Here is a 21,907-nt window from a genome sequence, read left to right on the forward strand (position 1 = left end):
GACCATGGCCGACGCAAGCTCGACCACGGCCGCGCCGTGGACCCCGCCGGCCAGCACGGTCACTGCCGCGCCCAAGCCGCCGCTGCGAGACCGCATGCTGCCCTTCATAGGCCCGGTGGTGCTGTTCATCGTGTGGGACCTGGTGGTGCGGCTCGGCTTCATCAAGCCGATATTGCTGCCCACGCCCGCCGACACCATCGCCGCGCTCATCACCGGCCTGGCCGGCGGCCCGCTGCTCACCGACTTCGCCATGACCGTGTGGCGCACTGTGCAGGCCTTCGTCATCGCGGCGGCCATCGGCGTGCCGCTGGGCGTGCTGCTCGGCAGCAACGAGAAGGCGTACCGCAGCGTGGAGTTCCTGATCGACTTCTTCCGCTCCACGCCGTCGTCCGCGCTCATTCCGCTGTTCCTGCTGATCTTCGGCGTGAGCGACGTCAACAAGGTGGCCATCGCGGCCTTCGGCGCGCTGCTCATCGTGGTGTTCAACAGCGCCTACGGCGTCATCAACGCACGCAAGCAGCGCGTGATGGCCGCGCGCGTAATGGGCGCCTCGCGCTGGCAGGTCTTCAAGGACGTGCTGGTGTGGGAAAGCCTGCAGCCCAGCTTCGTCGGCCTGCGTTCGGCGGTGTCGATGGCGCTGGTGATCGTCATCGTGGCCGAGATGTTCATCGGCTCCGACACGGGGCTCGGCCACCGCATCATCGATGCGCAGCAGGTGCTCAACGTGAAGAGCATGTACGCGGCGATTCTTGCGGCGGGCGCGCTGGGCTATGCGCTGAACATCCTCTTCCTCATTGCCGAGCGCCGCATCGTGCACTGGAGCGGAAGATGAAAGTCACGCAAGACATCGTCGTCAACGGCCCGGTGTACGCCGACGTGCCCAAGCCGGCCTTCAAGCCCGGCCCGGCAGGCACGCACATCACCATCCGCGGCCTCACCAAGTATTTCGCGGGCTGGCCGCTGTACGAGAACTTCGACCTCGACATTCCCAAGCACGCCATCGTCTCGGTGTTCGGGCCCAACGGCTGCGGCAAGTCCACGCTCATCAACATGATCGCGGGGCTCATTCCCATCGATTCGGGCGAGATCCTGTTCGACGGCAAGCAGCGCAAGGACACCAAGATCGGCTACGTGTTCCAGAACTATCGCGAGGCGATGTTCCCGTGGATGCGCACCATCGACAACATCGCCTATCCGCTGAAGCTCGAAGGGCGCAGCAAGGCCGAGGTCGACCGGCGCATGGAAGAACTGGTGGCGTCCTTCGACGTGAAGTTCGACCTGAAGCGCTTTCCGTACGAACTCTCGGGCGGCCAACAGCAGACCGCGTCGATCATGCGTGCGCTCGCGCCCAACCCCGAGGTGCTGTTTCTCGACGAGCCCTTCTCGGCGCTCGACTTCGAGATGACCCTCTTCATCCGCGAGAAGCTGCAGGAAGTGTTCATGCAGACCGGCACCACCATGCTGCTGGTGTCGCACGACCTCGAAGAGGCGGTGTACCTCGCCGACGAAGTGCTGCTGCTGACCAAGCGGCCCACCAAGGTCGCCGAGATACTGCGCTACAGCGATGCACGCCCGCGCACCGTCGAGACGCTGAGCACCGAGAGCTTCGTCGCCATGAAGAAGCTCAGCCTCGACATCTTCCAGCGGGAGGTTCGCCGGTGACGCCCGAGATCAATATCCCCGATGTGATCGCTGAAGTGAGTGCAGTGTTCGCGCGCTACGAGGCGGCGCTGGTCGGCAACGACCGCGCGGTGCTCGACGAGCTCTTCTGGAACAGCCCGCACACGCTGCGCTACGGCTTCTCCGAGAACCACTACGGCCACGCCGACATCAGCGCATTCCGCGCATCGCTGCCCCAGCAGAGCCCGCCGCGCGAACTGCTGCGCACCGTCATCACCACCTACGGCCGTGACTTCGCGACCGCCAACGTCGAGTTCCGCCGCGAAGGCAGCCGCCAGACCGGCCGCCAGAGCCAGACCTGGTTGCGCACGGCCGATGGCTGGCGCGTAGTCGCCGCCCACGTGAGCCTGCTCGGCTGACCCGCGGGCACATTCTTTGCACCCACCTCAAATCCAAGACCGGAGTACGTCATGACCAGCCAATTCAATCGCCGCGATTCCCTCAAGACCCTGGCCGCACTTGGCGCGGCAGGCAGCCTCGGAAGCTGGAGCGCCCTTGCCAGCGCACAGGCCAAGCCCAAGCCGCTCACCGTGGGCGTGATCTACGTCGGCGCACGCGACGACTACGGCTACAACCAGGCGCACGCCATGGCCGCCGCCGAGATCAAGAAGCTGCCCGGCATCAAGGTGGTCGAGGAAGAGAACGTACCCGAGACCGCCGCCGTGCAGAAGACCATGGCCGGCATGATTTCGCAGGACGGCGCCAAGCTGCTGTTTCCCACTTCGTTCGGCTACTTCGACCCGCACATCCTCGCGGTCGCGCCCAAGAACCCCGACGTGCGCTTCTCGCACTGCGGCGGCCTCTGGACCGAAGGCAAGCACCCGAAGAACGTCGGCAGCTTCTTCGGCTACATCGACGAGTGCCAGTTCCTGAACGGCGTGATTGCCGCGCACATGACGAAGAGCAACAAGATCGCCTTCGTCGCCGCCAAGCCCATTCCGCAGGTGCTGCGCAACATCAACGCCTTCACGCTCGGCGCGCGCTCGGTCAAGCCAAACATCACCTGCAGCGTGATCTTCACGGGCGACTGGTCGATGGCGGTGAAAGAAGCCGAAGCCACCAACAGCCTGGCCGACCAGGGCTGCGATGTGTTCACCATGCATGTGGACGGCCCCAAGGTGGTGGTCGAGACGGCAGCCAAGCGCGGCAAGATGGTCTGCGGCTACCACGCGAGCCAGGCCAAGCTGGCACCCAATGCATACCTCACCGGCGCCGAGTGGAACTGGCTCACTGCCTACAAGACCGCCATCGAAGCCGCGCAAACCGGCAAGCCGCATCCCAACTTCCTGCGCGGAGGCCTGAAGGAGGGTTACGTGAAGATGTCCGCCTACGGTCCCATGGTGCCGGACGCCGCGAAGAAACAGGCCGACGACATCAAGGCGAAGATGATCGCGGGCACTTTCGACATCTTCAAGGACGGCATCAAGGACAACAAGGGTGCGGTCGTGGTGCCGGCCGGCAAGGTGCTCAAGCAGACCGACCTGGAACTCGAGAAGATGAACTACCTCGTCGAAGGCGTCGTCGGCCAGGTCTGAGCCGCGCAGCAACAAGCATCGCCATGCGCCACGCGCTCAAGGAATTCGCACTGCCGGTGTTCGCCATCGCGGCGGCACTGCTGGTGTTCGGCCTGCTGGTGGCCTTCGCGGGCGTCGATCCGGTGGAGGTCTGGGCCACGTTGTTCAAGGGCGCGTTCGGCGACTGGTTCTCGTGGCAGAACACGCTGCAGCGCGCTGCGCCGCTGATGCTCACCGCGCTGTGCGTGGCGCTGCCCGCGCGCGCGGGGCTCATCATCATCGGTGGCGAGGGCGCACTGGTGTTGGGTGGGCTGGCCTGCGCGGCGCTGGCGCATGCGGTGCCGCTGCCCGGCAATGTCATCGGCACGGTGATCGTGTGCATCGCAGGCGCCATCGCCGGTGCGGTGTGGATCGTTCTCGCGGGCTGGCTGCGGCAGTTTCGCGGCATCAACGAAACCATCAGCAGCCTGCTGCTGGCCTACATCGCCATCGGCATCTTCAAGCATCTGGTCGAAGGGCCGCTGCGCGACCCGGCGAGCCTGAACAAGCCCTCGACCTATGCATTGAACGACGGGATGCTGATAGGCGGCATCGGTGGTTCCGACGTGCACTGGGGCCTGGTGATCGGCGTCGTGGCCTGCCTGGGGCTCGGCTGGTGGCTGCGCGCCACGGCTTCGGGCTTCTCGGTGCGCGTGGTGGGCGGCAACCCGCGGACCGCGCAGCTTGTGGGGCTGCCGGCCACGCGGCTCATTCTTTCGGCCTGCGGACTCGGCGGTGCGTGCGCGGGGCTGGCGGGTGCGGTCGAGGTGGCGGCGGTGCACACCAATGCCAATGCCTCGCTGATCGCGGGGTACGGCTACGCGGGCATCCTCGTGTCCTTCATCGCACGGCACAACCCGGTGGCCATCGTGCCGGTGGCGATCCTGTTCGGCGGCTTCGGCGCAGCGGGCAGCTTGCTGCAGCGGCGGCTCGGCCTGCCCGATGCGTCGGTGCTGGTGCTGCAGGGCATCGCCTTCGTGCTGATCCTCGCGAGCGAGGGCCTGCGCACGGTCAACTGGAAGAAGTTCGGCGACCGCATGCTGCCCGAGGCAAGGAGCTACACATGACGGCCGACCAATGGATCGCGCTGGTTGCCGGCATCGTCGGCGGCGCGCTGCGCGTCGGCGCTCCGTTCCTTTTCGTGAGCCTGGGCGAATGCCTCACCGAGAAATCGGGGCGCATCAACCTCGGGCTCGAAGGTGTGCTGGTGCTGTCGGCCATGGCGGCCTTCGGCGGTGCCTACCTCACCGACTCCGCATGGCTCGGCGTGCTGATCGGCGCGGTGGCCGGTGCGGCGCTTGCGCTGCTGCACGGCCTGCTGTGCTCGCTCGACCGTGTGAACGACGTGGCGACCGGCATCGCGCTGATGCTGCTCGGCACGGGGCTCGCGTTCTATCTGGGTAAGCCGCTCATCCAGCCGCAGGCGCCGCAGATTCCCGCGATCCCGCTGGGCTTCTGGAGCGACAACACTGTCGTGCGCTCGGCGCTGCAGCTCAATGCGCTGGTGCCCATCGGCGTGGCGCTCGCGGTGCTTCTGTGGTGGGGTTTTGCGCGTACGCGCGCCGGGTTGCTGGTGCGCATGGCGGGCGATTCGGCGCAGGCCACGCGCGCGCTGGGCTACTCAGTCTCGGGCCTGCGCATCGCGGCGACCGCGGCGGGCGGCTTCATCGCCGGGCTCGGCGGTGCGTCGCTCACGCTGTTCTATCCGGGCAGCTGGAACGAAGGCATCTCCAGCGGCCAGGGCCTGATCGCGGTGGCGCTCGTGATCTTCGCGCGCTGGAGCCCGCTGCGCTGCGTGGGCGCGGCGCTGCTCTTCGGCGGCGCGGGCGCCATCGGCCCGGCTCTGCAATCCATCGGCATCGGCTGGGGCTACCACCTCTTCAACACCGTGCCGTATGTGCTCACGCTGGTGATTCTGGTGTTCACCTGCAAGCCGGGTAGCGCGGCCGTCGGCAGCCCCGGCGAACTCTCGTCGACAAGGAGCTGAACGTCATGAGCGGTCTCGGAGGCCTCAACAAATCGGCGCACGGTGTCGTCGTCGGTCTGGTGCAGTTGCAGCTGCCGAGCGTGAAGACGCCGGCCGACCTCGCCGCGCAGGCGCAGCGCATCTGCGAGATGGTGGGCAAGGCCCGCCGCAACCAGTCGACCATGGACCTCGTGGTGTTCCCGGAGTACGCGCTGCACGGACTCTCGATGGACACCAACCCCGAGATCATGTGCACGCTCGACGGCCCCGAGGTGACGGCCTTCAAACAGGCCTGCATCGAACACCGCATCTGGGGCTGCTTCTCCATCATGGAAGCCAACCCCGGCGGCAATCCCTACAACAGCGGCCTGATCATCGACGACCACGGCGAGATCAGGCTCTACTACCGCAAGCTGCACCCGTGGGTGCCGGTCGAGCCGTGGGAGCCCGGCAACCTGGGCATTCCGGTGTGCGACGGACCCAACGGCAGCAAGCTGTCGCTCATCATCTGCCACGACGGCATGTTTCCCGAGATGGCGCGCGAGGCCGCATACAAGGGCGCAGACATCATCCTGCGCACGGCCGGCTACACCGCGCCCATCCGCCATGCGTGGAAGATCACCAACCAGGCCAACGCTTTCTGCAACCTCGCCTACACCGCGAGCGTGTGCCTGTGCGGCAGCGATGGCAGCTTCGACTCGATGGGCGAGGGCATGTTCTGCAATTTCGACGGCACCGTGCTGGTCGAGGGCGGCGGCCGCGTGGACGAGATCATCACCGCCGAGCTGCGCCCCGACCTCGTGCGCGAGGCCCGCACCGGCTGGGGCGTGGAGAACAACATCTACCAGCTCTACCACCGCGGGTATGTCGCGGTGAAGGGCGGCGCGCAGGACTGCCCCTACACCTACATGCACGACATGGCCGCCGGCACCTACAGGCTGCCATGGAGTGCCGAGGTGAAGGTGACCGACGGCACGAGTTGCGGCTTTGCGCCGCCGCAACGCAACTACGCAGGATGACGACCATGACCACCACCATCGCCAACACCACCGAACGCCACGTGGCCGCCGAGCCCTATGCCTGGCCCTACAACGGCGCGCTGCGGCCCGACAACACCGCGCTCATCGTCATCGACATGCAGACCGACTTCTGCGGCAAGGGCGGGTACGTCGACGTGATGGGCTACGACCTGTCGCTGGTGCAGGCGCCGATCAAGCCGATCGCGCGTACGCTGGCGGTGCTGCGGCCGCTGGGCTATCACATCATCCACACGCGCGAAGGGCATCGGCCCGACCTCGGCGATCTGCCGGCCAACAAGCGATGGCGGTCGCGCCAGATCGGTGCGAATGGCGTGGGCATCGGCGACGACGGGCCGTGCGGGCGCATCCTGGTGCGCGGCGAGCCGGGCTGGGAAATCATTCCGGAACTGGCGCCGCTGCCGGGCGAGGTGGTGATCGACAAGCCCGGCAAGGGGTCGTTCTACGCAACGGATCTTGAACTGATCCTGCGTACGCGCGGCATCGAGAACATCATCCTTGCGGGCATCACGACCGATGTTTGCGTGCACACCACGATGCGCGACGCGAACGACCGGGGGTTCGAGTGCCTGTTGTTATCGGACTGCACGGCTGCGACGGATTACGGCAATCATCTTGCTGCGCTGAAGATGATCACCATGCAGGGCGGCGTGTTCGGGGCGCATGCCACCTCGCAGGCTTTGCTGGCGGTTGTATGAAGCTGTTTTGTTCGGGGTGCGATCACGCCGACGGGGTACCTTGCTCCGCGAATGTGCCCCGGCCTTCGGCCTCCTCCTTTGTTTCGCTGCGCAAGGCACCCCATCGACGTGATCGTTCAGAGCGGTCGTTGATCGGCCCTAACACGCACTCAAGGGATGGCAAACGAACATGAGCGCCACATCACCTCACGCCATCGGCGGCCTTCCCTCAGGCACTGGTGCACTCGCGCTCGACACCTACGAGCTCACCAAACGCTTCGGCGCCTTCACGGCCATGGACCGCGTGACGATGCGCGTCGAGCCCGGCACCGTGCATGCGCTGCTTGGCGAGAACGGCGCGGGCAAGAGCACGCTGGTGAAGTGCGTGGCGGGCTTCCAGCGCGCGGAGGAGGGCAGCATCCTGATCGACGGGCGCGAGCAGGACATCGCCAACCCCATCGTGGCGCGCGCGCTGGGCATCGGTATGGTCTACCAGCATTTCACGCTGGCGCCCGGCATGACGGTGGCGGAGAACCTGTTGCTCGCAGGCGGCAAGACGCCGGCGCTGATCGACTGGAAGACGAAGCGCGCGGAACTGAAAGACTTTCTTGCGACCACGCCGTTCAGCCTCGACCTGGACGTGCGCCCTTCGGAACTCGCGGCCGGCGAGAAGCAGAAGCTCGAACTGCTCAAGCAGCTGTACCTGAAGCCGCGCCTGCTGATCCTGGACGAGCCCACCTCGGTGCTTACGCCACAGGAGGCCGACGAGGTGCTGGGTCATGTGCGCGAGTTCGCGCGCAGCGGGCTGTGCACGGTGCTCATCATCACGCACAAGTTCCGCGAGGTGATGGCGTATGCCGACAGCGTGACGGTGCTGCGGCGGGGCAAGGCGGTGCATCACTGCCGCGTGGTTGACACCAGCCCGGCGCAACTGGCGCAGGCCATGATGGGTGGCGAGCAGGCAACGACATCGACGCCTGTTGCCAGGAAGCCCGTGCCTGCCAATGCGCCGGTTGCATTGAAGGTCGAAGGGCTCAAGGCGCAGGGCGATCGCGGCACGCTGGCGCTGCATGACCTGAGCCTGTCCGTGCGCGCAGGAGAAATCCTCGGCGTGGCCGGTGTCTCCGGCAATGGGCAGCGCGAACTTGTAGAGGCGCTCGTTGGCCAGCGTCCCCGCCTTGCGGGCACGGTCACGGCAATGGGGCAGCCCTATGGTGCGCATCGCGCCGAGAACCGCAAGCTCAAAGTCCGCAGCCTTCCCGAAGAGCCGCTGCGCAACGCCTGTGTCGGCGACCTCAGCGTCGCGGAAAACATGGCGCTGCGTGATTTCGATCAACCGCCTTTGTCGCGTGGCGGTGTGCTGAGCTTTCCGTATTGGCGCAGCAGGGCGCGCGAATGGATCGCGGAGTACGGCGTGAAGACGCAGGGCGAAGGCGCGCCGATCCGCAGCCTCTCCGGCGGCAACGTACAGCGCGCGGTGCTGGCACGGGAACTGGCCGGTGACATCAACGTGCTGATCGCCGCGAACCCGGTGTTCGGCTTGGACTTCGCGGCCGTCGCCGAAATCCACTCACGCATCGTGCAGGTACGCGAGAAGGGCGGGGCGGTGCTGCTGATCAGCGAAGACCTGGACGAACTGCTCGAACTGGCAGACCGCATCGTCGTGATGAGCGAAGGCCAGATCGTGTTCGAGACCCCGGCTGCCGGAGCCGAGCGGCATGTGATCGGAGCCCACATGGGCGGCGGTCATCACGAGCCGTTGAAGGCGGCGGCATGAGTGCTCCGTTTTCTTTCGAGGTGCCGCACCCCCGCCCACGGAACCAGCGAGCAAAAGCATGCGCATAAACGAAGCCAATCCCTTCCCCTACGAGTTCGACGTAGCAAAGACAGCGCTGGTCCTCATCGACATGCAGCGCGACTTCATCGAGCCCGGTGGCTTCGGCGAAACGCTGGGCAACGATGTCTCGCTGCTCGAAGCCATCGTCCCCGCAGCCAAAGAAGCACTGCGGGCGTGGAGACAAGCCGGCGGCCTCGTAGTGCACACAAGGGAAGCGCATGCCGCCGACCTTTCCGACTGCCCACCGGCCAAGCGAAACCGCGGCAATCCCACGCTGCGCATTGGCGACGAAGGCCCCATGGGCCGCATCCTCGTGGCTGGCGAGCCTGGCAACCAGATCATCGAAGCGCTCACCCCCATCGACGGCGAGATCGTCATCGACAAGCCCGGCAAAGGCGCGTTCTATGCTACCGGCCTGCACGAACTGCTGCAGCAGCGCGGCATCACCCACCTGCTGTTCGGCGGCGTCACGACCGAGGTCTGCGTGCAGACCAGCATGCGCGAAGCCAACGACCGCGGCTACGACAGCCTGCTGCTCGAGGACTGCACCGAAAGCTATTTCCCGGCATTCAAGGCGGCCACGCTCGACATGGTCCGCGCACAAGGCGCAATCGTCGGCTGGACCGCGCCGAGCGCCGCGCTGCTCGAGGCGTTGAACAGCAGCCCTTCTTCTTGACGCCGACGCCAGCGACTACCATTCCACACGTGTCTACCGTTCGAACCCGCCCCGAATCTCCCGTTACCGCCACCGATACGGCCGTTTTCCGCACGCGGGCCGACGAGGTCTACGCGCAGCTCAAGCGCGACGTGGCCGACTTCATCCTCGTGCCCGGCGACCGCTTCACCGAGAGCGAGATCAGCGACCGGCTCGGCGTGTCGCGCACGCCGGTGCGGCAGGCGCTGTTCCGGCTGCAGCAGGAAGGCTTCGTCGAAGTGCTGTTCCGCAGCGGCTGGCGCGTGCTGCCCTTCGACTTCGACCAGTTCGAGCAGCTCTACGACCTGCGCATGGTGCTGGAGACCACCGCCGTGCACCGGCTGTGCGAGACCGACCGCCACATCGACCGCGGCCTGCTCGATACGCTGGCCGGCATCTGGCTGGTGCCCGCGGCGCAGCGCAGCAGCGACATGGCGCAGGTGGCGCAGTGGGACGAGGCCTTTCACTGCTCGCTCGTGGCGGCCGCCGGCAACGCCGAGATGGCGCGCGTGCACGGCGACGTGACCGACCGCATCCGCATCATCCGCCGGCTCGACTTCACCAAGCAGCCGCGCATCGATGCCACCTACGACGAGCACGCGAAGATCCTGAAGGCCGTGCGTGCCAATCGCGGCGACCAGGCCGCGATGCTGCTGCGCGCGCACATCGAGACCAGCCAGGCCGAGGTGCGCAAGATCACGCTGCACCAGGTGCATCTGGCGCGGCACGCGGGGAAGGCCTCGGCGCCGCGCTGAGCCTGCTGCTGCCTCAGTCCGCGGTGATGTTGCCGCGCTTGACCACGGCAGCCCATCGATCGGCATCCTTCTTCATCAGCGTGCCGAATTCGGCCGGCGTCGAGCTTGCCGGCACCATGCCCTGCGACTCGAAAGACTTCGCCACCTCGGGTTGCTTCAGCACCGCCGCGATCTCCTTGTTGAGTCGCGCCACCACGTCAGGCGGCGTGCCCTTGGGCGCGAGCACGCCGTACCACATGTCGACGTTGTCGGCGGTCACGCCGGCTTCGGCCAGCGTCGGCACGTCAGGCAGTTGGGGCAGGCGCTTGCCGCTGCCGGTGGCAATGGCCTTGAGCTTGCCGACCTGGATGTGCTGCAGCGCCACGTGCACCGGCAGGAACATGTAGTCGATGCGCCCGCCCAGCAGGTCGGTCACCGCGCCGGCCGTGCCCTTGTACGGCACGTGCAGCATCTCGGTGCCCGTGCCCTGCATGAACAGCGCCATCGACAGGTGATGCGGCGTGCCGACGCCCGGCGTGGCGTAGGTCAGCTTGCCGGGCGCCGCCTTGGCCGCGCTCACCATCTGCGACACCGTCGTCGCCTTCTGCACGTTCGGGTTCGTCACCAGCAGCAGCGTGCCCCACGAGGTGAGCGACACCGGCGCGAAGTCGGCCACCGGGTCGTAGCTCAGCGAGCGGTAGAGGCTGCGGTTCATCACCAGCGTGTTGACCTGCACCATCAGCGTGTAGCCGTCGGGCTTGGCGCGAGCCACGCGCTCGCTGCCGATGTTGCCGCTGGCGCCGGCCACGTTTTCCACGATCACCGGCTGGCCCAGCAGGGCGGGCAGGCGGGCAGAGAGCTGGCGTGCCACCAGGTCGATGCCGGTGCCGGGCGTGTAGGGCACCACCAGCGTGATCGGCTGGTCGGGCCAGGCACAGGCAGCGGTGGCGCCCGTCGCGAGAAGCAGGGCGGCGAGGGTCTTCTTGGTTTTCTCGATCAGCGAATGCATGGTCGTGTCTCCGTGTTCTTTCCAGTGATGCTCAAAGGTAGGAGGCGCGCGCCTTCAGCGCCACCGGGTCGTAGCCGGCCACGCGTTTGTAGTTGTCCGAGATGGCCTGCAGCTCGGCGACGGGCACGACGTCCTCGATGTTCTGGAAGCGCTTGCCGCCCGAGCGCTCGAACACTTCGCGCAGGATCGCGTCGGGCGGGTTGCTGCGGTTGGTCAGCACCACGTTCGTGGTGGCCTTCACGCGCACGCGGTCGTAGTCCTCCAGCGCGGCGGTGCCTACGCCCAGGTCCTTCAGCGCACCGGCCAGGAAGCGCGCATCGATGATCGCCTGCCCGGCACCGTTGGAGCCGCGCGGCACCATGGGATGCGCCGCGTCGCCCAGCAGCGTGAGGCGGCCGTGCGTCCAGCGCGGCAGCGGGTCCTGGTCGACCATCGGGTACTCGAGGATGGTGTCCGATGCGAGGATCAGCGCGGGCACGTCGAGCCAGTCGAAATGCCAGTCGGCAAACGCCGGCAGGAAGTCTTCGAGCCGGCCCGCGCGGCTCCAGTCGCGCAGGGCGGGCTGTGGCGCGTGGATCTCGGCGACCCAGTTCACGAGCTGATTGCCGTCGGCGTCGATGTCGTTGCGGATCGGGTAGATCACCATCTTGCCGACCGCGAGCCAGCCCGCGCGCACCATGCTGCCGCCCGTGAGAAAGGGCTTCCAGCGCGCGGTGCCGCGCCACATGTTCACGCCCGAATAGCGCGGTGCGCCTTCATCCGGGTACAGCTGCTTGCGCAGCGCCGAGTGGATGCCGTCGCAGCCGACCGCGATTGCGCCGCGCACCGAAGGCGCATCGGCAAAGTGCACGGTGACGCCCCCGGCGTCCTGCGTCACGCCCGTGCAGCGGCGGTTGCACACCACGCTGTCGGGGCCGAGGCGCTTCAGCGTCTCTTCGTACAGCACCGTCTGCAGGTCGCCGCGGTGAATGGAGAACTGGGGCCAGTCGTAGCCCGCGTGTTGGCCGGCGGCCTCGCGGAAGATCAACTGGCCGTGCTCGGTGAAGAACACGGCCTCCTGCGTGCGCACGCCGACCTTGTCGAGGGCGTCCAGCAGCCCGAGTTCGGTGAGCTCGCGCACCGCATGCGGCAGCAGGTTGATGCCCACGCCCAGCGGCTTCAGCTCGGGCACGGCCTCGTACACGCGGCAGGGAATGCCGGCCTGGTGCAGGCTCAGCGCCAGGGTCAGGCCGCCGATGCCGGCGCCCAGGATGATGACTTCGTTGCTCATGAATGGTCGGTCGTTGCGTTCGGTTTTGTCTCGGGCCGCATTAGGAACGCAAGCTGGTCATTTGGGAAATTTAGATGTGATATGGATTTATCATGAATCCTTATGAACCTCTCGACCCGCCAGATGCGCGCATTCCTGCAGGTCGCGCGCATGGGCAACTTCACACGCGCGGCCGAGCAGGCGCACATCACGCAGGCGGGGCTCAGCATCCTGATCCGCGAGATGGAAAAGCAGCTGGGCTGCCGGCTGTTCGACCGCACCACGCGCGTCGTGAGCCTCACGCCGGCGGGTAGGCGACTGCTGCCGGTGGTCGAACGGCTGGTGACCGACCTCGACGACGTGGCGGCCGAGCTGGGCGCCGAGGGCGACGCCGCACGCCAGACGCTGCGCATTGCGGCCACGCCTCTGGTGTCTTCGCACCTGCTGCCGCGGGTGTTCACCACCTTCCGCGCCGCGCATCCGCAGGTGAGCCTGCGCCTGTTCGACGCCGACCTGCGCGACGTGGAGGCGATGGTGGCGGCCGGCGATGCCGATGTGGGCCTGGGCTTTTTCTTCAAGGCCGCGGCGGGGCTGGAGCGCACGCCGGTGGGGCGCTTTCACCTGATGCGGGTGACGCCTTGCGATGGTGATGAAGAAGAGCCGCCGGCCATCGGCATCGCGCCATGGTCCGCGTTGCGCAGCGCCGAACTCCTCGGCCTGCCGCCCGGCAACCCGATCCAGAAGGTGATCGACCAGCATCTGGCCACCATCGGCCGCGCCGACGCGCAGCGGCCCGCGTTCAACTTCTTCGGCACGCTGATCTCGATGGTGGAGGCCGGCTTCGGCACTGCCGTGATGCCGACCTTTGCGCTGGCCGCCTGCCGCCGGCACCGCGTGCGCACCGACGTGCTGACCAAGCCGAAGGTGGGGCTTGACTTCTTCCGCATCACCAAGCGCGGCGCGCACGAGACCGAAGCCATGCGGGCCTTCGTCGCCACGCTGGAGAAGGCGCTGCCCGCGCTGTCGCGCTAGCGGGTGTCCGAGGGCGCCCCGGCGAGCCGCTTGCGCAGGAACTCCGCGAAGGCATAGGCGATCACCGGCAACTGCCGGCCGCGCAGGCTGGCCAGCACCAGTTCGCCGCGCGGAAAGCCGCGGTCCTCGATGTCCCGCGCCACGATGTCGGGGGCTTCGGCCGCCGCGCCGATGGCCATCTGGAACGAGATCGAGCGCCCGTCGTAGAGGCAGCCGCGCAGAAACTCGAAGCTGTTGCTCTCCACCATGGCCCTGATCCGCGTGGAACTGCGGGCGAGAAAGCGCTCCAGCATCTGGCGCCCGCCGGTGTCGCGGTTCGGCAGCACCACCGGGTAGTCGGCGCAATCGCTCAGGCGCAAGGTCTTGGCCTTCGCCAGCGGATGGCGCTTGTGCATGATGGCCATGAGCTTCTGCTCGACCGCGCACACGCGCTCGATGTCGGATTCCGGTGCCAGGTTGAACACCAGCGCGAGATCGCTTTCGAAGCTGCGCAGCGCGTCGGCGGCCTGCACGTGGTCGCCGATGCGTGCATCGAAAGCCACCAGCGGGTGCTCCGCAGCGAAGTCATTCACGGCCGCCGGCAGGAAGCGCGGCGCGAGCGCCTGGCTGGCCACCAGCCGGACAGCGCCCCGGCGCAGGCCCTGCAGGTCTTCTATTTCGGAGCGCACCCGCTCCAGCTCCGAAGAGCGGCCGCGGATGTAGCGCACGAACAGTTCGCCCGCGGCGGTCAGGCGCATGCCGCGCGGCAAACGCTCGAAGAGCGGCGTGCCCAGTTCGTCCTCCAGGTCCTGGATGCGGCGGTTGACGGCGGAGGGCGCGACATGGAGCCGCTCGGCCGCCTGGCGGATCGAGCCGGCCCGGGCGACCTCGTCTGCATAGCGCAGGAAGCGAAGGTGGTTCATGCCCGCAGCGATTGCACGAAGCGCGCCAGGAGTGCCGCTTTTACCGTTGCCGCAACGGCAACGGGCAGTACGTGAATCGGTATGGATTCGGAGCACCTGCTGGCACGGCGACTGCGTGCCGATCTCGCATGACACGCCGATCTGCACCCTCGCGCACCAATGCGGCGCAACCGCCCGTCAGCTTCGGCCCGGCGCCCCACAACGCCTGGACACTCGCCGGCGGCCGGGTCAGCCTCGTGCGCTCCCCGAAGCGGCCGCGGCCCGTGCAGATGCCCGCCGAGCCGCAGCCGATCGAGTTCGACCTGGCGCGCAGCGCGCTCGTCGTGATCGACATGCAGAACGACTTCTGCCATCCCGAGGGCTGGTTCGCGCAGAAGGGCATCGGCATTCGCGCGGCGCGCAAGCCCATCCCGACCATCGCGCGGCTGCTGCCGGCGTGGCGCACGGCCGGCGGCGGCGTGGTGTGGCTCAACTGGGGCATCCGCGCGGACCGCCTCAACCTGTCGCCCACGGTGCAATTCAAGGGCAAGCGCAGCGCAGACGGCGTCGGCTACGCGGAGCATTCGCCCATCGACCACGGCCCGTCGCTGGTGCAGGGCGAGTGGGGTGCGCAGGTGATCGACGAGCTCGCCGTCGTGCCTGGCGACATCACAGTGCACAAGCACCGCCTCAGCGGCTTCTGGGACAACGAGCTCGACAGCGTCTTGCGCCAGCAGGGCATCACGACGCTGCTGTTCGCCGGCATCAACACCGACCGCTGCGTGTTCTCGACGCTGCAGGACGCGAACTTCCTCGGCTACGACTGCGTGTTGCTGAAGGACGCGTGCGGCACTCCGTCGCCGGCCTACGTGACGCGCGGCATTCATTTCATCGTGCAGCAGCTGCACGGTTTCGTTGCGACCGCCGAGTCGCTGCTCGCTTCGCTTTCCTCACTCTCCAAGAAACGCTAGGAGTCCTTCGCATGCCGCTGTCCTTCTTCGCCAACTCGCGCCTCGTGCGTTCGCTCGCTTCGCTGGGCGCTGCCGCCGGCCTGGCCCTGGCGGCCGTTTCCGCCGCCGCGCAGGTGCCCGTCAAGCTCGTGCTCAACTGGAAGTACGAAGGCCCGCAGGCCTGGTTCTTCGTCGCCCAGGACAAGGGCTACTTCAAGGCCGAGGGCCTCGACGTCGAGATCGACCAGGGCGAGGGCTCCGCGGCCTCGATCCCGAAGGTGGCGGCGGGCGCCTACCAGGCCGGCTTCGGCGACCTGAACGCACTGGTCGACCTGGCATCGAAACGCCCGGCCGATGCGCCGGTGGCGGTCTACATGCTCTACAACACGCCGCCCTTCACGCTGGTGGTGAAGCAGGGCAGCCCCATCAAGACGCCCAAGGACCTCGAAGGCAAGACCATCGGCGGCCCCGCCAACGACGGCGCGCTGAAGCTGTTCCCGGCCTTCGCCAGGATCGCGAAGGTCGATGCGTCGAAGGTAAGCATCACCAACATGGCGCCCAACCTGCGCGAGCAGATGCTCACGCGCGGGCAGATCGACGCCGCCTTCGGCTACGTCACCACCGTGAGCTTCAGCGCGAAGGCGATGGGGCTCGATCCGGCGAAGGACCTGCGCTTCATCCGCTACGGCGACCACGGCATGGACCTGTATTCGAACGCCGTGTTCTTCTCGCGCGTCTTCGCCCGGGACAACCCCAAGGCGGTGCAAGGCTTCGTGAAGGCGCTGAACCGCGCGGTGAAGGAAGTCATTGCCGACCCGGACATGGGCATCGACCACGTCATGAAGCGCGAGCCGCTGCTCAAGCGCGAGGTCGAGAAGGAAAAGCTGCTCGCCACGCTGCGCAACGACATGAGCCACCCGGAGGTGGCCCGCATCGGCCTGGGCGACGTGGACGACGCGCGGCTGAAGAAATCCATCGACATCGTGGTGGACGCCAACCAGCTGCCGCGCACACCGGCGCCCGCCGAAGTGTTCGACCGCAGCTTCCTGCCCGCGCGCGCCGAGCGCCCCTCCAAGACTTTGAACTGAAAGCGAGAAACGACATGGAACTGCAACTGAGAGACAAGGTGGCGCTCATCACCGGCCCGGCCAAGGGCATGGGACGCGCCGTGACGCTGGCCTTTGCCCGGGAAGGCGCGAAGCTGGTGCTGGCCGGGCGCGACACCGGTGCCATCGAGCCTGTGGCCGAAGAGGCGCGCGTGCTCGGCGTCGATGCGGTCGTCGTGCCCTGCGACCTGACCGTGGGCGCGCAGACCGAGGCACTGGCCGCGCATGCGCTGGAGGCCTTCGGCCGCATCGACGTGCTGGTCAACGTGGCGGGCGGCTCGGGCCCGATCGGCAAGACCGGCTGGGAAACCACGAGCGAGGAATTCCACGAGATCGTGCAACTCAACATGACAGGCTGCTTCAACACCATGCGCGCCGTGCTGCCGTCGATGATCGAGCGCAGGAGCGGCAAGGTGGTGAACGTCGGCGGCACCTTCGGCATGCGCGGGCGCGCCGGCCGCATGGCCTACTCGGCATCGAAGTGGGGCCTGCGCGGCATCACCAAGAGCTTTGCCCTGGAGGCCGGGCCGTACGGCATCAACGTGAATTGCGTGGCGCCTGGCATGGTCGACGGCCCGCGCTTTCGCGAGAAGGTGTGCGCCAACATGGCCGACAAGCTCGGCATCACGCTGGAAGAAGCGATGACGCGGCACGCGGCCGACTATGCGCTGCGCCGCGTCTCCACCGATGCCGACGTCGCCAACGCCTGCCTCTTCATGGCGAGCGATGTGTCCCGTCAGATCACCGGTGTCGACCTGCCCGTCGACGGCGGCTGGGCCATGCTCTGAGGAGGCCGGCATGAAAGAAGTCGACCTCGTCATTCGCGGCGCGCGCGTCGTGTCTGCGGACCAGATCATCGAAGCCAGCGTGGCCATCGCGGGCGAGCACATCGTGGCCGTCGGCCATGACGACACCATGCCGCCGGCGCGCAAGGAGATGCGCGCCGACGGGCTGTTCCTGCTGCCGGGCGCCATCGACAGCCACGTGCATTTCCGCGACCCGGGGTACCCGAACAAGGAAACCTGGAAGACCGGCTCGGCCGCCGCCGCCATGGGCGGCGTGACCACCGTGTTCGAGATGCCCAACACCAACCCGGCGACGGGCACCGTCGAGGCCTTGCGCCTGAAGCAGAAGGCGGCCCAGTCGTCGTATTGCGACTTCGGCATCCACGGCCTGCTGGGCGACGACACGGTCGACCGGCTCGAAGAACTGCTCGACGCCGGCGTCACCAGCTTCAAGGCCTTCGTCGGCAACACCTTTGGCAACCTGCCCGCGCCTACCGATGGTGCGCTGCTCGAGGGCTTCGAGAAGCTCGCCCCGCTGGGCATCCGCACCGTGGTGCATGCGGAGAACTCCTCGATCCTGCAGCGCCGCCAGAAGCAGATGCAGGCCGCCGGCCGCATCGACGCGATGGCGCACCTGGCCGCGCGACCGGCCGTGGCCGAGATCGAGGCCATCGGCCGCGTGCTCACGCTGGCCGAGTGGACTGGCGCGCGCGTGCACATCGCGCACCACAGCGCGGCCGATTCGCTCTTCCTGCTGCGCGAAGCCAAGCGCCGCGGCGTCGACGTGACGGCCGAGACCTGCCCGCAGTACCTGCTGCTGAACACCAGCCACATGCTGAAGCTCGGCGGCGTGATGCGGCTCAACCCGCCGATCCGCGAGGCGCGCCACAACCAGCCGTTGTGGGACGCGCTGCTCGACGGCACGCTCGACATGATCGCGACCGACCACGCGCCGCACACCCCCGAAGAGAAGACCCGCGAGAGCATCTGGGACTGCGACTGCGGCTTTCCGGGCGTGGAGACGCAGATGCCGCTGATGCTGACCGAGGTGAACCGCGAGCGCGCCACGCTGATGGACTACGTGCGCTGGAGCGCGGTGAACCCGGCCAGGGCCTGGGGCCTGTATGGCACCAAGGGCGTGATCGCGCCGGGTGCGCACGCCGACATCGCGATCGTCGACATGCAGCGCGCCGGCACGCTGTCGCAGAGCCGGCTGCAGAGCATCAGCAAGATATCGCCGTGGAACGGCCGCGCGGTGAAGGGCTATCCGCTGCACACGCTGCTGCGCGGGCGCTTCGTGATGCGCGAAGGCAAGCTGGTGAGCGACGCGGTCGGCTGGGGGCGCACGGTGAAGGGTGTGCAGAAGATGCCCACTCCGAAGCCGCGCAACACCGAGCACTACAGCAGCGCGATCCTGCAGACGCCGGCCGGCGTGCCTGCGACGGCCGTGCCGGTGGGTGCGGTGGATTGGAGCGCCGCATGAACGCGGGCCGCGTGCAGCAGGTGCAGGTATGGCGCATCCCGTGCAGCGGGCCGGGCGACCTGAGCGGCGCCAGGGCGCTGATCGATGCGGGCGAGATCGTCGCGGCCGACATCGTGGCCGTGATGGGAAAGACCGAAGGCAACGGCTGCGTCAACGACTTCACGCGCGAGTACGCATCCAGTGCCTGGTGCCATCTGCTGGCGCCCGCGCTGGGTTGCACGCCCGACGCGGTGCATGCCCGCGTGGCGCTGGTGATGTCGGGCGGCACCGAGGGCGTGCTGTCGCCGCATTTCACGGTGTTCACGCGGCGCTGGGTGGCCGAAGCGCCGGCTGGCCCGGGCAAGCGCCTCGTGGTCGGCGTCGCGCACACGCGCGCCTTCCTGCCGGAGGAATTGGGCCGCACCGCACAGGTCGACGCCACGGCCGAAGCCGTGGCCGAGGCCATGCGCGATGCGGGCATCGAGAGCGCGGACGACGTGCACTTCGTGCAGGTCAAGTGCCCGTTGCTTACCGCGGCCAAGGTCTCCGCCGCGCTGGCACGCGGCGCCGCACCCGTGACCCACGACAGCTATGAGTCGATGGGCTATTCGCGCGGCGCATCGGCGCTCGGTGTGGCGGTCGCGCTTGGCGAAGTCGCGCGCGAAGAGGTCTGCGATGCCAGCGTGATGAGCGATTGGCGGCTGTTCTCCGCGCGCGCATCGGCCTCGGCCGGCATCGAGCTGGAAGACAACGTCGTCATCGTGCTCGGCGAGGCGCAAGGCAGCGCGTCGGCGTTCCGCATCGCCCATGCGGTGATGCGCGATGCGATCGACGCCGCGAGCGTGCGCGCCTTGCTGCGCGATGCCTTCGGGCTCGACCCGGAGCGCGATGCGCAGGCTTTGTCGGCGCGGCTCGTGAACCTGCTCGCGAAGGCCGAGGCCAGCCCCGACGGCCGCGTGCGCGACACGCGCCACACCATGCTCAACGACTCCGACATTCACTCGACGCGCCATGCGCGTGCCGTGGTGGGCGGTGTGCTGGCCTCGGTGGCCGGCCATACGGCGCTGTACGTGTCGGGCGGCGCCGAGCACCAGGGGCCCGCGGGCGGCGGCCCGGTGGCCGCGATCCTGCGGGTGGACGACACGGACTCCACATTTTCCTGAAGGACCTCATGGGCAACGCATTCATCCAACTGTCCGACGTGATGCTGCGCTATGGCGGCGGCACCATCGCGCTGGACCATACGACGCTGGACATCGAGAAGGGCGACTTCGTTGCCCTGGTGGGCCCGAGCGGCTGCGGCAAGTCAACCATCCTGAAGCTGGTGGCCGGCCTGCTGAGGCCGAGTGCGGGCGCGGTGATTGCCGGCGGGCGCGAGGTGGGCGCGGCCGGCACGCTGGCCCCGGCGGGTGCGCATGCGTCGGCGGCGCCGCGCCTTCGCATCGGCCTCGCCTTCCAGAACCCGACCATGCTGCCGTGGCTCACGATCCGCGAGAACGTGATGATCCCGCTCAAGATCGTCGAGCCCTTCCGGCAGCACTACCGCAGCAAGAAGCGCGGCGAATACGCCGAGCGCGCCGATGCGCTGCTGGCGCAGGTGGGGCTCAGGGGCTTCGGCGACAAGCGGCCGTGGCAGCTGTCGGGCGGCATGCTGCAGCGCGCCTCGCTGTGCCGTGCGCTCGTGCACGAGCCCGAACTGCTGCTGCTCGACGAGCCCTTCGGCGCACTCGACCAGTTCACGCGCGAGGAGCTGTGGGACATCATGCAGACGCTGTGGATCGCCAAGCGCCCGACCGTGCTGCTGGTGACGCACGACCTGCGCGAGTCGGCCTACCTGGCCAACCGCATCTGCGTGATGAGCGCGCGGCCGGGGCGCATTCTCGAAACGCGCGACGTGGGCTTCGCGCGGCCGCGCACGCTGGAGAGCAGCTATGCGCCCGAGTTCGCGGCGCTGGTGCAGCAGCTGCGCATGCGCATCGCGCAGGCGCGCCGCGAAAGCGATGCGGTGCCAGTACCGATGCCGGTGCCGCCCGGGAATGTGCTCGAAGAGGTGGCCGCATGATCGCGCCGCTCGCACGGCAACGCCTGCTTTCCGCGGGCGCGCTCGTCGGCTTCTTCGTGCTCTGGGAGGTGGTGTGCCTGGCCTTCGGCGTGTCCGACCTGATCCTGCCGCGCCCGAGCCAGATCGCGGCGGTGTTGATCCAGAAGATGCCGCTGCTGTGGCCGCACACCGTGCAGACGCTCTACACCACGCTCGCCGGCTTCGTGCTGGGCGTGGGAGCGGGCATCGTCATCGGCATGGTGATCGGTTCGTCGAAGCTGGCCTACGACGTGACCTATCCGCTGCTGGTGGGGTTCTCCAGCATTCCGAAGGTGGCGGTGGTGCCGCTGTTCGTGGTGTGGTTCGGCGCGGGCACGGTGCCGGCGATCCTGACCTCGATGGTGATCAGCATCTTTCCGGTGGTGGTCAACGTGGCCACCGGCCTCGCGAGCACCGAGCCCGAGCTGGAGGACGTGCTGCGCGTGCTCGGCGCGAGGAAGCGTGACATTCTCTGGAACGTGGGCCTGCCGCGTGCGCTGCCCTACCTGTTCGCCTCGCTCAAGATCGCGATCACGCTGGCCTTCGTGGGCACCGTGCTGAGCGAGACGGTCGCGTCCAACCAGGGCATCGGCACGGTGATGATGATCGCCAGCGGCAACTTCGATGTGCCGATGGTGTTCGCCGGGCTCTTCCTGCTTGCGGCGATGGGGGTGGCGCTGTATGCCGTCTCGTCGCTGGTCGAGCGGCGCATGACGGGCTGGGCCCAGCGCAAGACCGACATGGCAATGGCATGAACGACATGAGCGATCTCGTCCGTATCACCGCCGGCGGCCTGCGCTTCGTGGCGCAGACGCACCCCGACGCGCCGCTCACCGTCGCGGCCTTTCGCCGGCTGCTGCCTTACCGGCAGAAGCTCATTCACGTGCGCTGGAGCGGCGAAGGCTGCTGGGTGCCGCTGGGCGACTTCCAGCTGGGCGTGGGCTTCGAGAACCACACCAGCCATCCGTCGGTGGGCGACATCCTGTTCTACCCCGGCGGCTACAGCGAGACCGAGATCATCCTGGCCTACGGCGCCTGCAGCTTCGCCAGCAAGATGGGCACGCTTGCGGGCAACCACTTCCTCACCATCGTCGAAGGGCGGGAGCAGTTGCGCACGCTCGGCACCAGGGTGCTGTGGGAAGGCGCGCAGGACGTTCTCTTCGAAGCCATCTGAT

At 67.7% G+C, this 21,907-nt stretch carries 23 protein-coding genes; 20 read left to right on the forward strand and 3 right to left on the reverse strand.

The window, feature by feature from the left end; all coding sequences use genetic code 11:
* Positions 1–4 precede the first annotated feature (4 nt).
* From ACTG4X_RS02600 to ACTG4X_RS02650, 11 genes are all read left to right on the forward strand, one after another.
* Complete coding sequence (locus ACTG4X_RS02600) at positions 5–832, forward strand: ABC transporter permease (protein ID WP_440533165.1); 828 nt, start codon at positions 5–7, stop codon at positions 830–832.
* A complete protein-coding gene (locus ACTG4X_RS02605; RefSeq protein WP_440533166.1) occupies positions 829–1,662 on the forward strand; it encodes an ABC transporter ATP-binding protein in 834 nt (277 codons plus the stop codon). Before ACTG4X_RS02600 ends, ACTG4X_RS02605 begins: the two co-directional genes overlap by 4 nt.
* Positions 1,659–2,039 carry an oxalurate catabolism protein HpxZ gene (hpxZ, locus tag ACTG4X_RS02610; protein WP_093076736.1) on the forward strand — a complete coding sequence of 127 codons (381 nt, stop codon included), beginning with the start codon at positions 1,659–1,661 and terminating at the stop codon, positions 2,037–2,039. The genes ACTG4X_RS02605 and hpxZ overlap by 4 nt, the downstream gene beginning before the upstream one ends.
* Before the next feature lie 51 nt (positions 2,040–2,090).
* A complete protein-coding gene (locus ACTG4X_RS02615) occupies positions 2,091–3,215 on the forward strand; it encodes a BMP family ABC transporter substrate-binding protein (protein ID WP_093076738.1) in 1,125 nt (374 codons plus the stop codon).
* A 23-nt stretch (positions 3,216–3,238) separates the two neighbouring features.
* Positions 3,239–4,300 carry an ABC transporter permease gene (locus ACTG4X_RS02620; RefSeq protein ID WP_093076739.1) on the forward strand — a complete coding sequence of 354 codons (1,062 nt, stop codon included), beginning with the start codon at positions 3,239–3,241 and terminating at the stop codon, positions 4,298–4,300.
* A complete protein-coding gene (locus ACTG4X_RS02625) occupies positions 4,297–5,220 on the forward strand; it encodes an ABC transporter permease (protein WP_440533167.1) in 924 nt (307 codons plus the stop codon). The genes ACTG4X_RS02620 and ACTG4X_RS02625 overlap by 4 nt, the downstream gene beginning before the upstream one ends.
* Positions 5,221–5,225: 5 nt before the next feature.
* Entirely contained in the window at positions 5,226–6,218 is a 993-nt protein-coding gene (locus ACTG4X_RS02630; RefSeq protein ID WP_440533168.1) for a formamidase, read from the forward strand.
* A 5-nt stretch (positions 6,219–6,223) separates the two neighbouring features.
* Positions 6,224–6,934 carry a biuret amidohydrolase gene (biuH, locus tag ACTG4X_RS02635; protein WP_440533169.1) on the forward strand — a complete coding sequence of 237 codons (711 nt, stop codon included), beginning with the start codon at positions 6,224–6,226 and terminating at the stop codon, positions 6,932–6,934.
* A gap of 169 nt (positions 6,935–7,103) precedes the next feature.
* Entirely contained in the window at positions 7,104–8,690 is a 1,587-nt protein-coding gene (locus ACTG4X_RS02640) for an ABC transporter ATP-binding protein (protein ID WP_440533170.1), read from the forward strand.
* A gap of 58 nt (positions 8,691–8,748) precedes the next feature.
* Positions 8,749–9,426, forward strand: coding sequence for a cysteine hydrolase family protein (locus ACTG4X_RS02645; RefSeq protein ID WP_440533171.1), 678 nt, complete (start codon positions 8,749–8,751; stop codon positions 9,424–9,426).
* A 29-nt stretch (positions 9,427–9,455) separates the two neighbouring features.
* Positions 9,456–10,199 (forward strand): GntR family transcriptional regulator, encoded by a 744-nt coding sequence (locus ACTG4X_RS02650; protein ID WP_176928762.1) that lies wholly within the window; start codon positions 9,456–9,458, stop codon positions 10,197–10,199.
* A gap of 13 nt (positions 10,200–10,212) precedes the next feature.
* Here the strand turns inward: ACTG4X_RS02650 and ACTG4X_RS02655 are convergent, their stop codons facing one another.
* Complete coding sequence (locus tag ACTG4X_RS02655) at positions 10,213–11,187, reverse strand: tripartite tricarboxylate transporter substrate binding protein (RefSeq protein ID WP_097200613.1); 975 nt, start codon at positions 11,185–11,187, stop codon at positions 10,213–10,215.
* Between the two features lie 31 nt (positions 11,188–11,218).
* Complete coding sequence (locus ACTG4X_RS02660) at positions 11,219–12,457, reverse strand: flavin-dependent oxidoreductase (RefSeq protein ID WP_097200612.1); 1,239 nt, start codon at positions 12,455–12,457, stop codon at positions 11,219–11,221.
* Between the two features lie 102 nt (positions 12,458–12,559).
* On the opposite strand from ACTG4X_RS02660, the gene ACTG4X_RS02665 reads away from it, so the two are divergent.
* Complete coding sequence (locus ACTG4X_RS02665) at positions 12,560–13,468, forward strand: LysR family transcriptional regulator (RefSeq protein ID WP_097200611.1); 909 nt, start codon at positions 12,560–12,562, stop codon at positions 13,466–13,468.
* On the opposite strand, the gene ACTG4X_RS02670 is transcribed toward ACTG4X_RS02665, so the two are convergent.
* Positions 13,465–14,370, reverse strand: a complete 906-nt coding sequence (locus ACTG4X_RS02670) for a LysR family transcriptional regulator (RefSeq protein WP_097200610.1) — start codon at positions 14,368–14,370, stop codon at positions 13,465–13,467. The two genes, ACTG4X_RS02665 and ACTG4X_RS02670, sit on opposite strands and share 4 nt — an antisense overlap.
* Positions 14,371–14,498: 128 nt before the next feature.
* Between ACTG4X_RS02670 and ACTG4X_RS02675 the strand changes: the two genes are divergently transcribed.
* From ACTG4X_RS02675 to ACTG4X_RS02710, 8 genes are read left to right on the forward strand one after another with little or no spacing between them, the layout of a single operon-like run.
* Positions 14,499–15,320 carry a cysteine hydrolase family protein gene (locus ACTG4X_RS02675; protein ID WP_097200609.1) on the forward strand — a complete coding sequence of 274 codons (822 nt, stop codon included), beginning with the start codon at positions 14,499–14,501 and terminating at the stop codon, positions 15,318–15,320.
* An 11-nt stretch (positions 15,321–15,331) separates the two neighbouring features.
* Positions 15,332–16,387, forward strand: a complete 1,056-nt coding sequence (locus ACTG4X_RS02680) for an ABC transporter substrate-binding protein (protein WP_097200608.1) — start codon at positions 15,332–15,334, stop codon at positions 16,385–16,387.
* 14 nt (positions 16,388–16,401) lie between these two features.
* Positions 16,402–17,193, forward strand: coding sequence for an SDR family NAD(P)-dependent oxidoreductase (locus ACTG4X_RS02685; RefSeq protein WP_097200607.1), 792 nt, complete (start codon positions 16,402–16,404; stop codon positions 17,191–17,193).
* Positions 17,194–17,203: 10 nt separating this feature from the next.
* Complete coding sequence (gene allB / locus ACTG4X_RS02690; RefSeq protein ID WP_440533172.1) at positions 17,204–18,673, forward strand: allantoinase AllB; 1,470 nt, start codon at positions 17,204–17,206, stop codon at positions 18,671–18,673.
* Positions 18,670–19,815: a ring-opening amidohydrolase gene (locus tag ACTG4X_RS02695; RefSeq protein ID WP_097200605.1), complete on the forward strand. Its 1,146-nt coding sequence runs from the start codon at positions 18,670–18,672 to the stop codon at positions 19,813–19,815. The genes allB and ACTG4X_RS02695 overlap by 4 nt, the downstream gene beginning before the upstream one ends.
* Positions 19,816–19,823: 8 nt before the next feature.
* Positions 19,824–20,714 (forward strand): ABC transporter ATP-binding protein, encoded by an 891-nt coding sequence (locus tag ACTG4X_RS02700; protein WP_097200604.1) that lies wholly within the window; start codon positions 19,824–19,826, stop codon positions 20,712–20,714.
* The gene (locus ACTG4X_RS02705; protein WP_097200603.1) at positions 20,711–21,487 is read left to right on the forward strand and encodes an ABC transporter permease; all 777 of its coding nucleotides are present in this window, start codon (positions 20,711–20,713) and stop codon (positions 21,485–21,487) included. Before ACTG4X_RS02700 ends, ACTG4X_RS02705 begins: the two co-directional genes overlap by 4 nt.
* Before the next feature lie 5 nt (positions 21,488–21,492).
* A complete protein-coding gene (locus tag ACTG4X_RS02710) occupies positions 21,493–21,906 on the forward strand; it encodes a DUF3830 family protein (RefSeq protein WP_093054233.1) in 414 nt (137 codons plus the stop codon).
* The last annotated feature ends 1 nt before the right edge of the window (position 21,907 follow it).

The sequence above is a fragment of the Variovorax sp. YR566 genome (assembly GCF_051992195.1).
In the GTDB taxonomy this organism is placed as follows: Bacteria; Pseudomonadota; Gammaproteobacteria; order Burkholderiales; family Burkholderiaceae_C; genus Variovorax.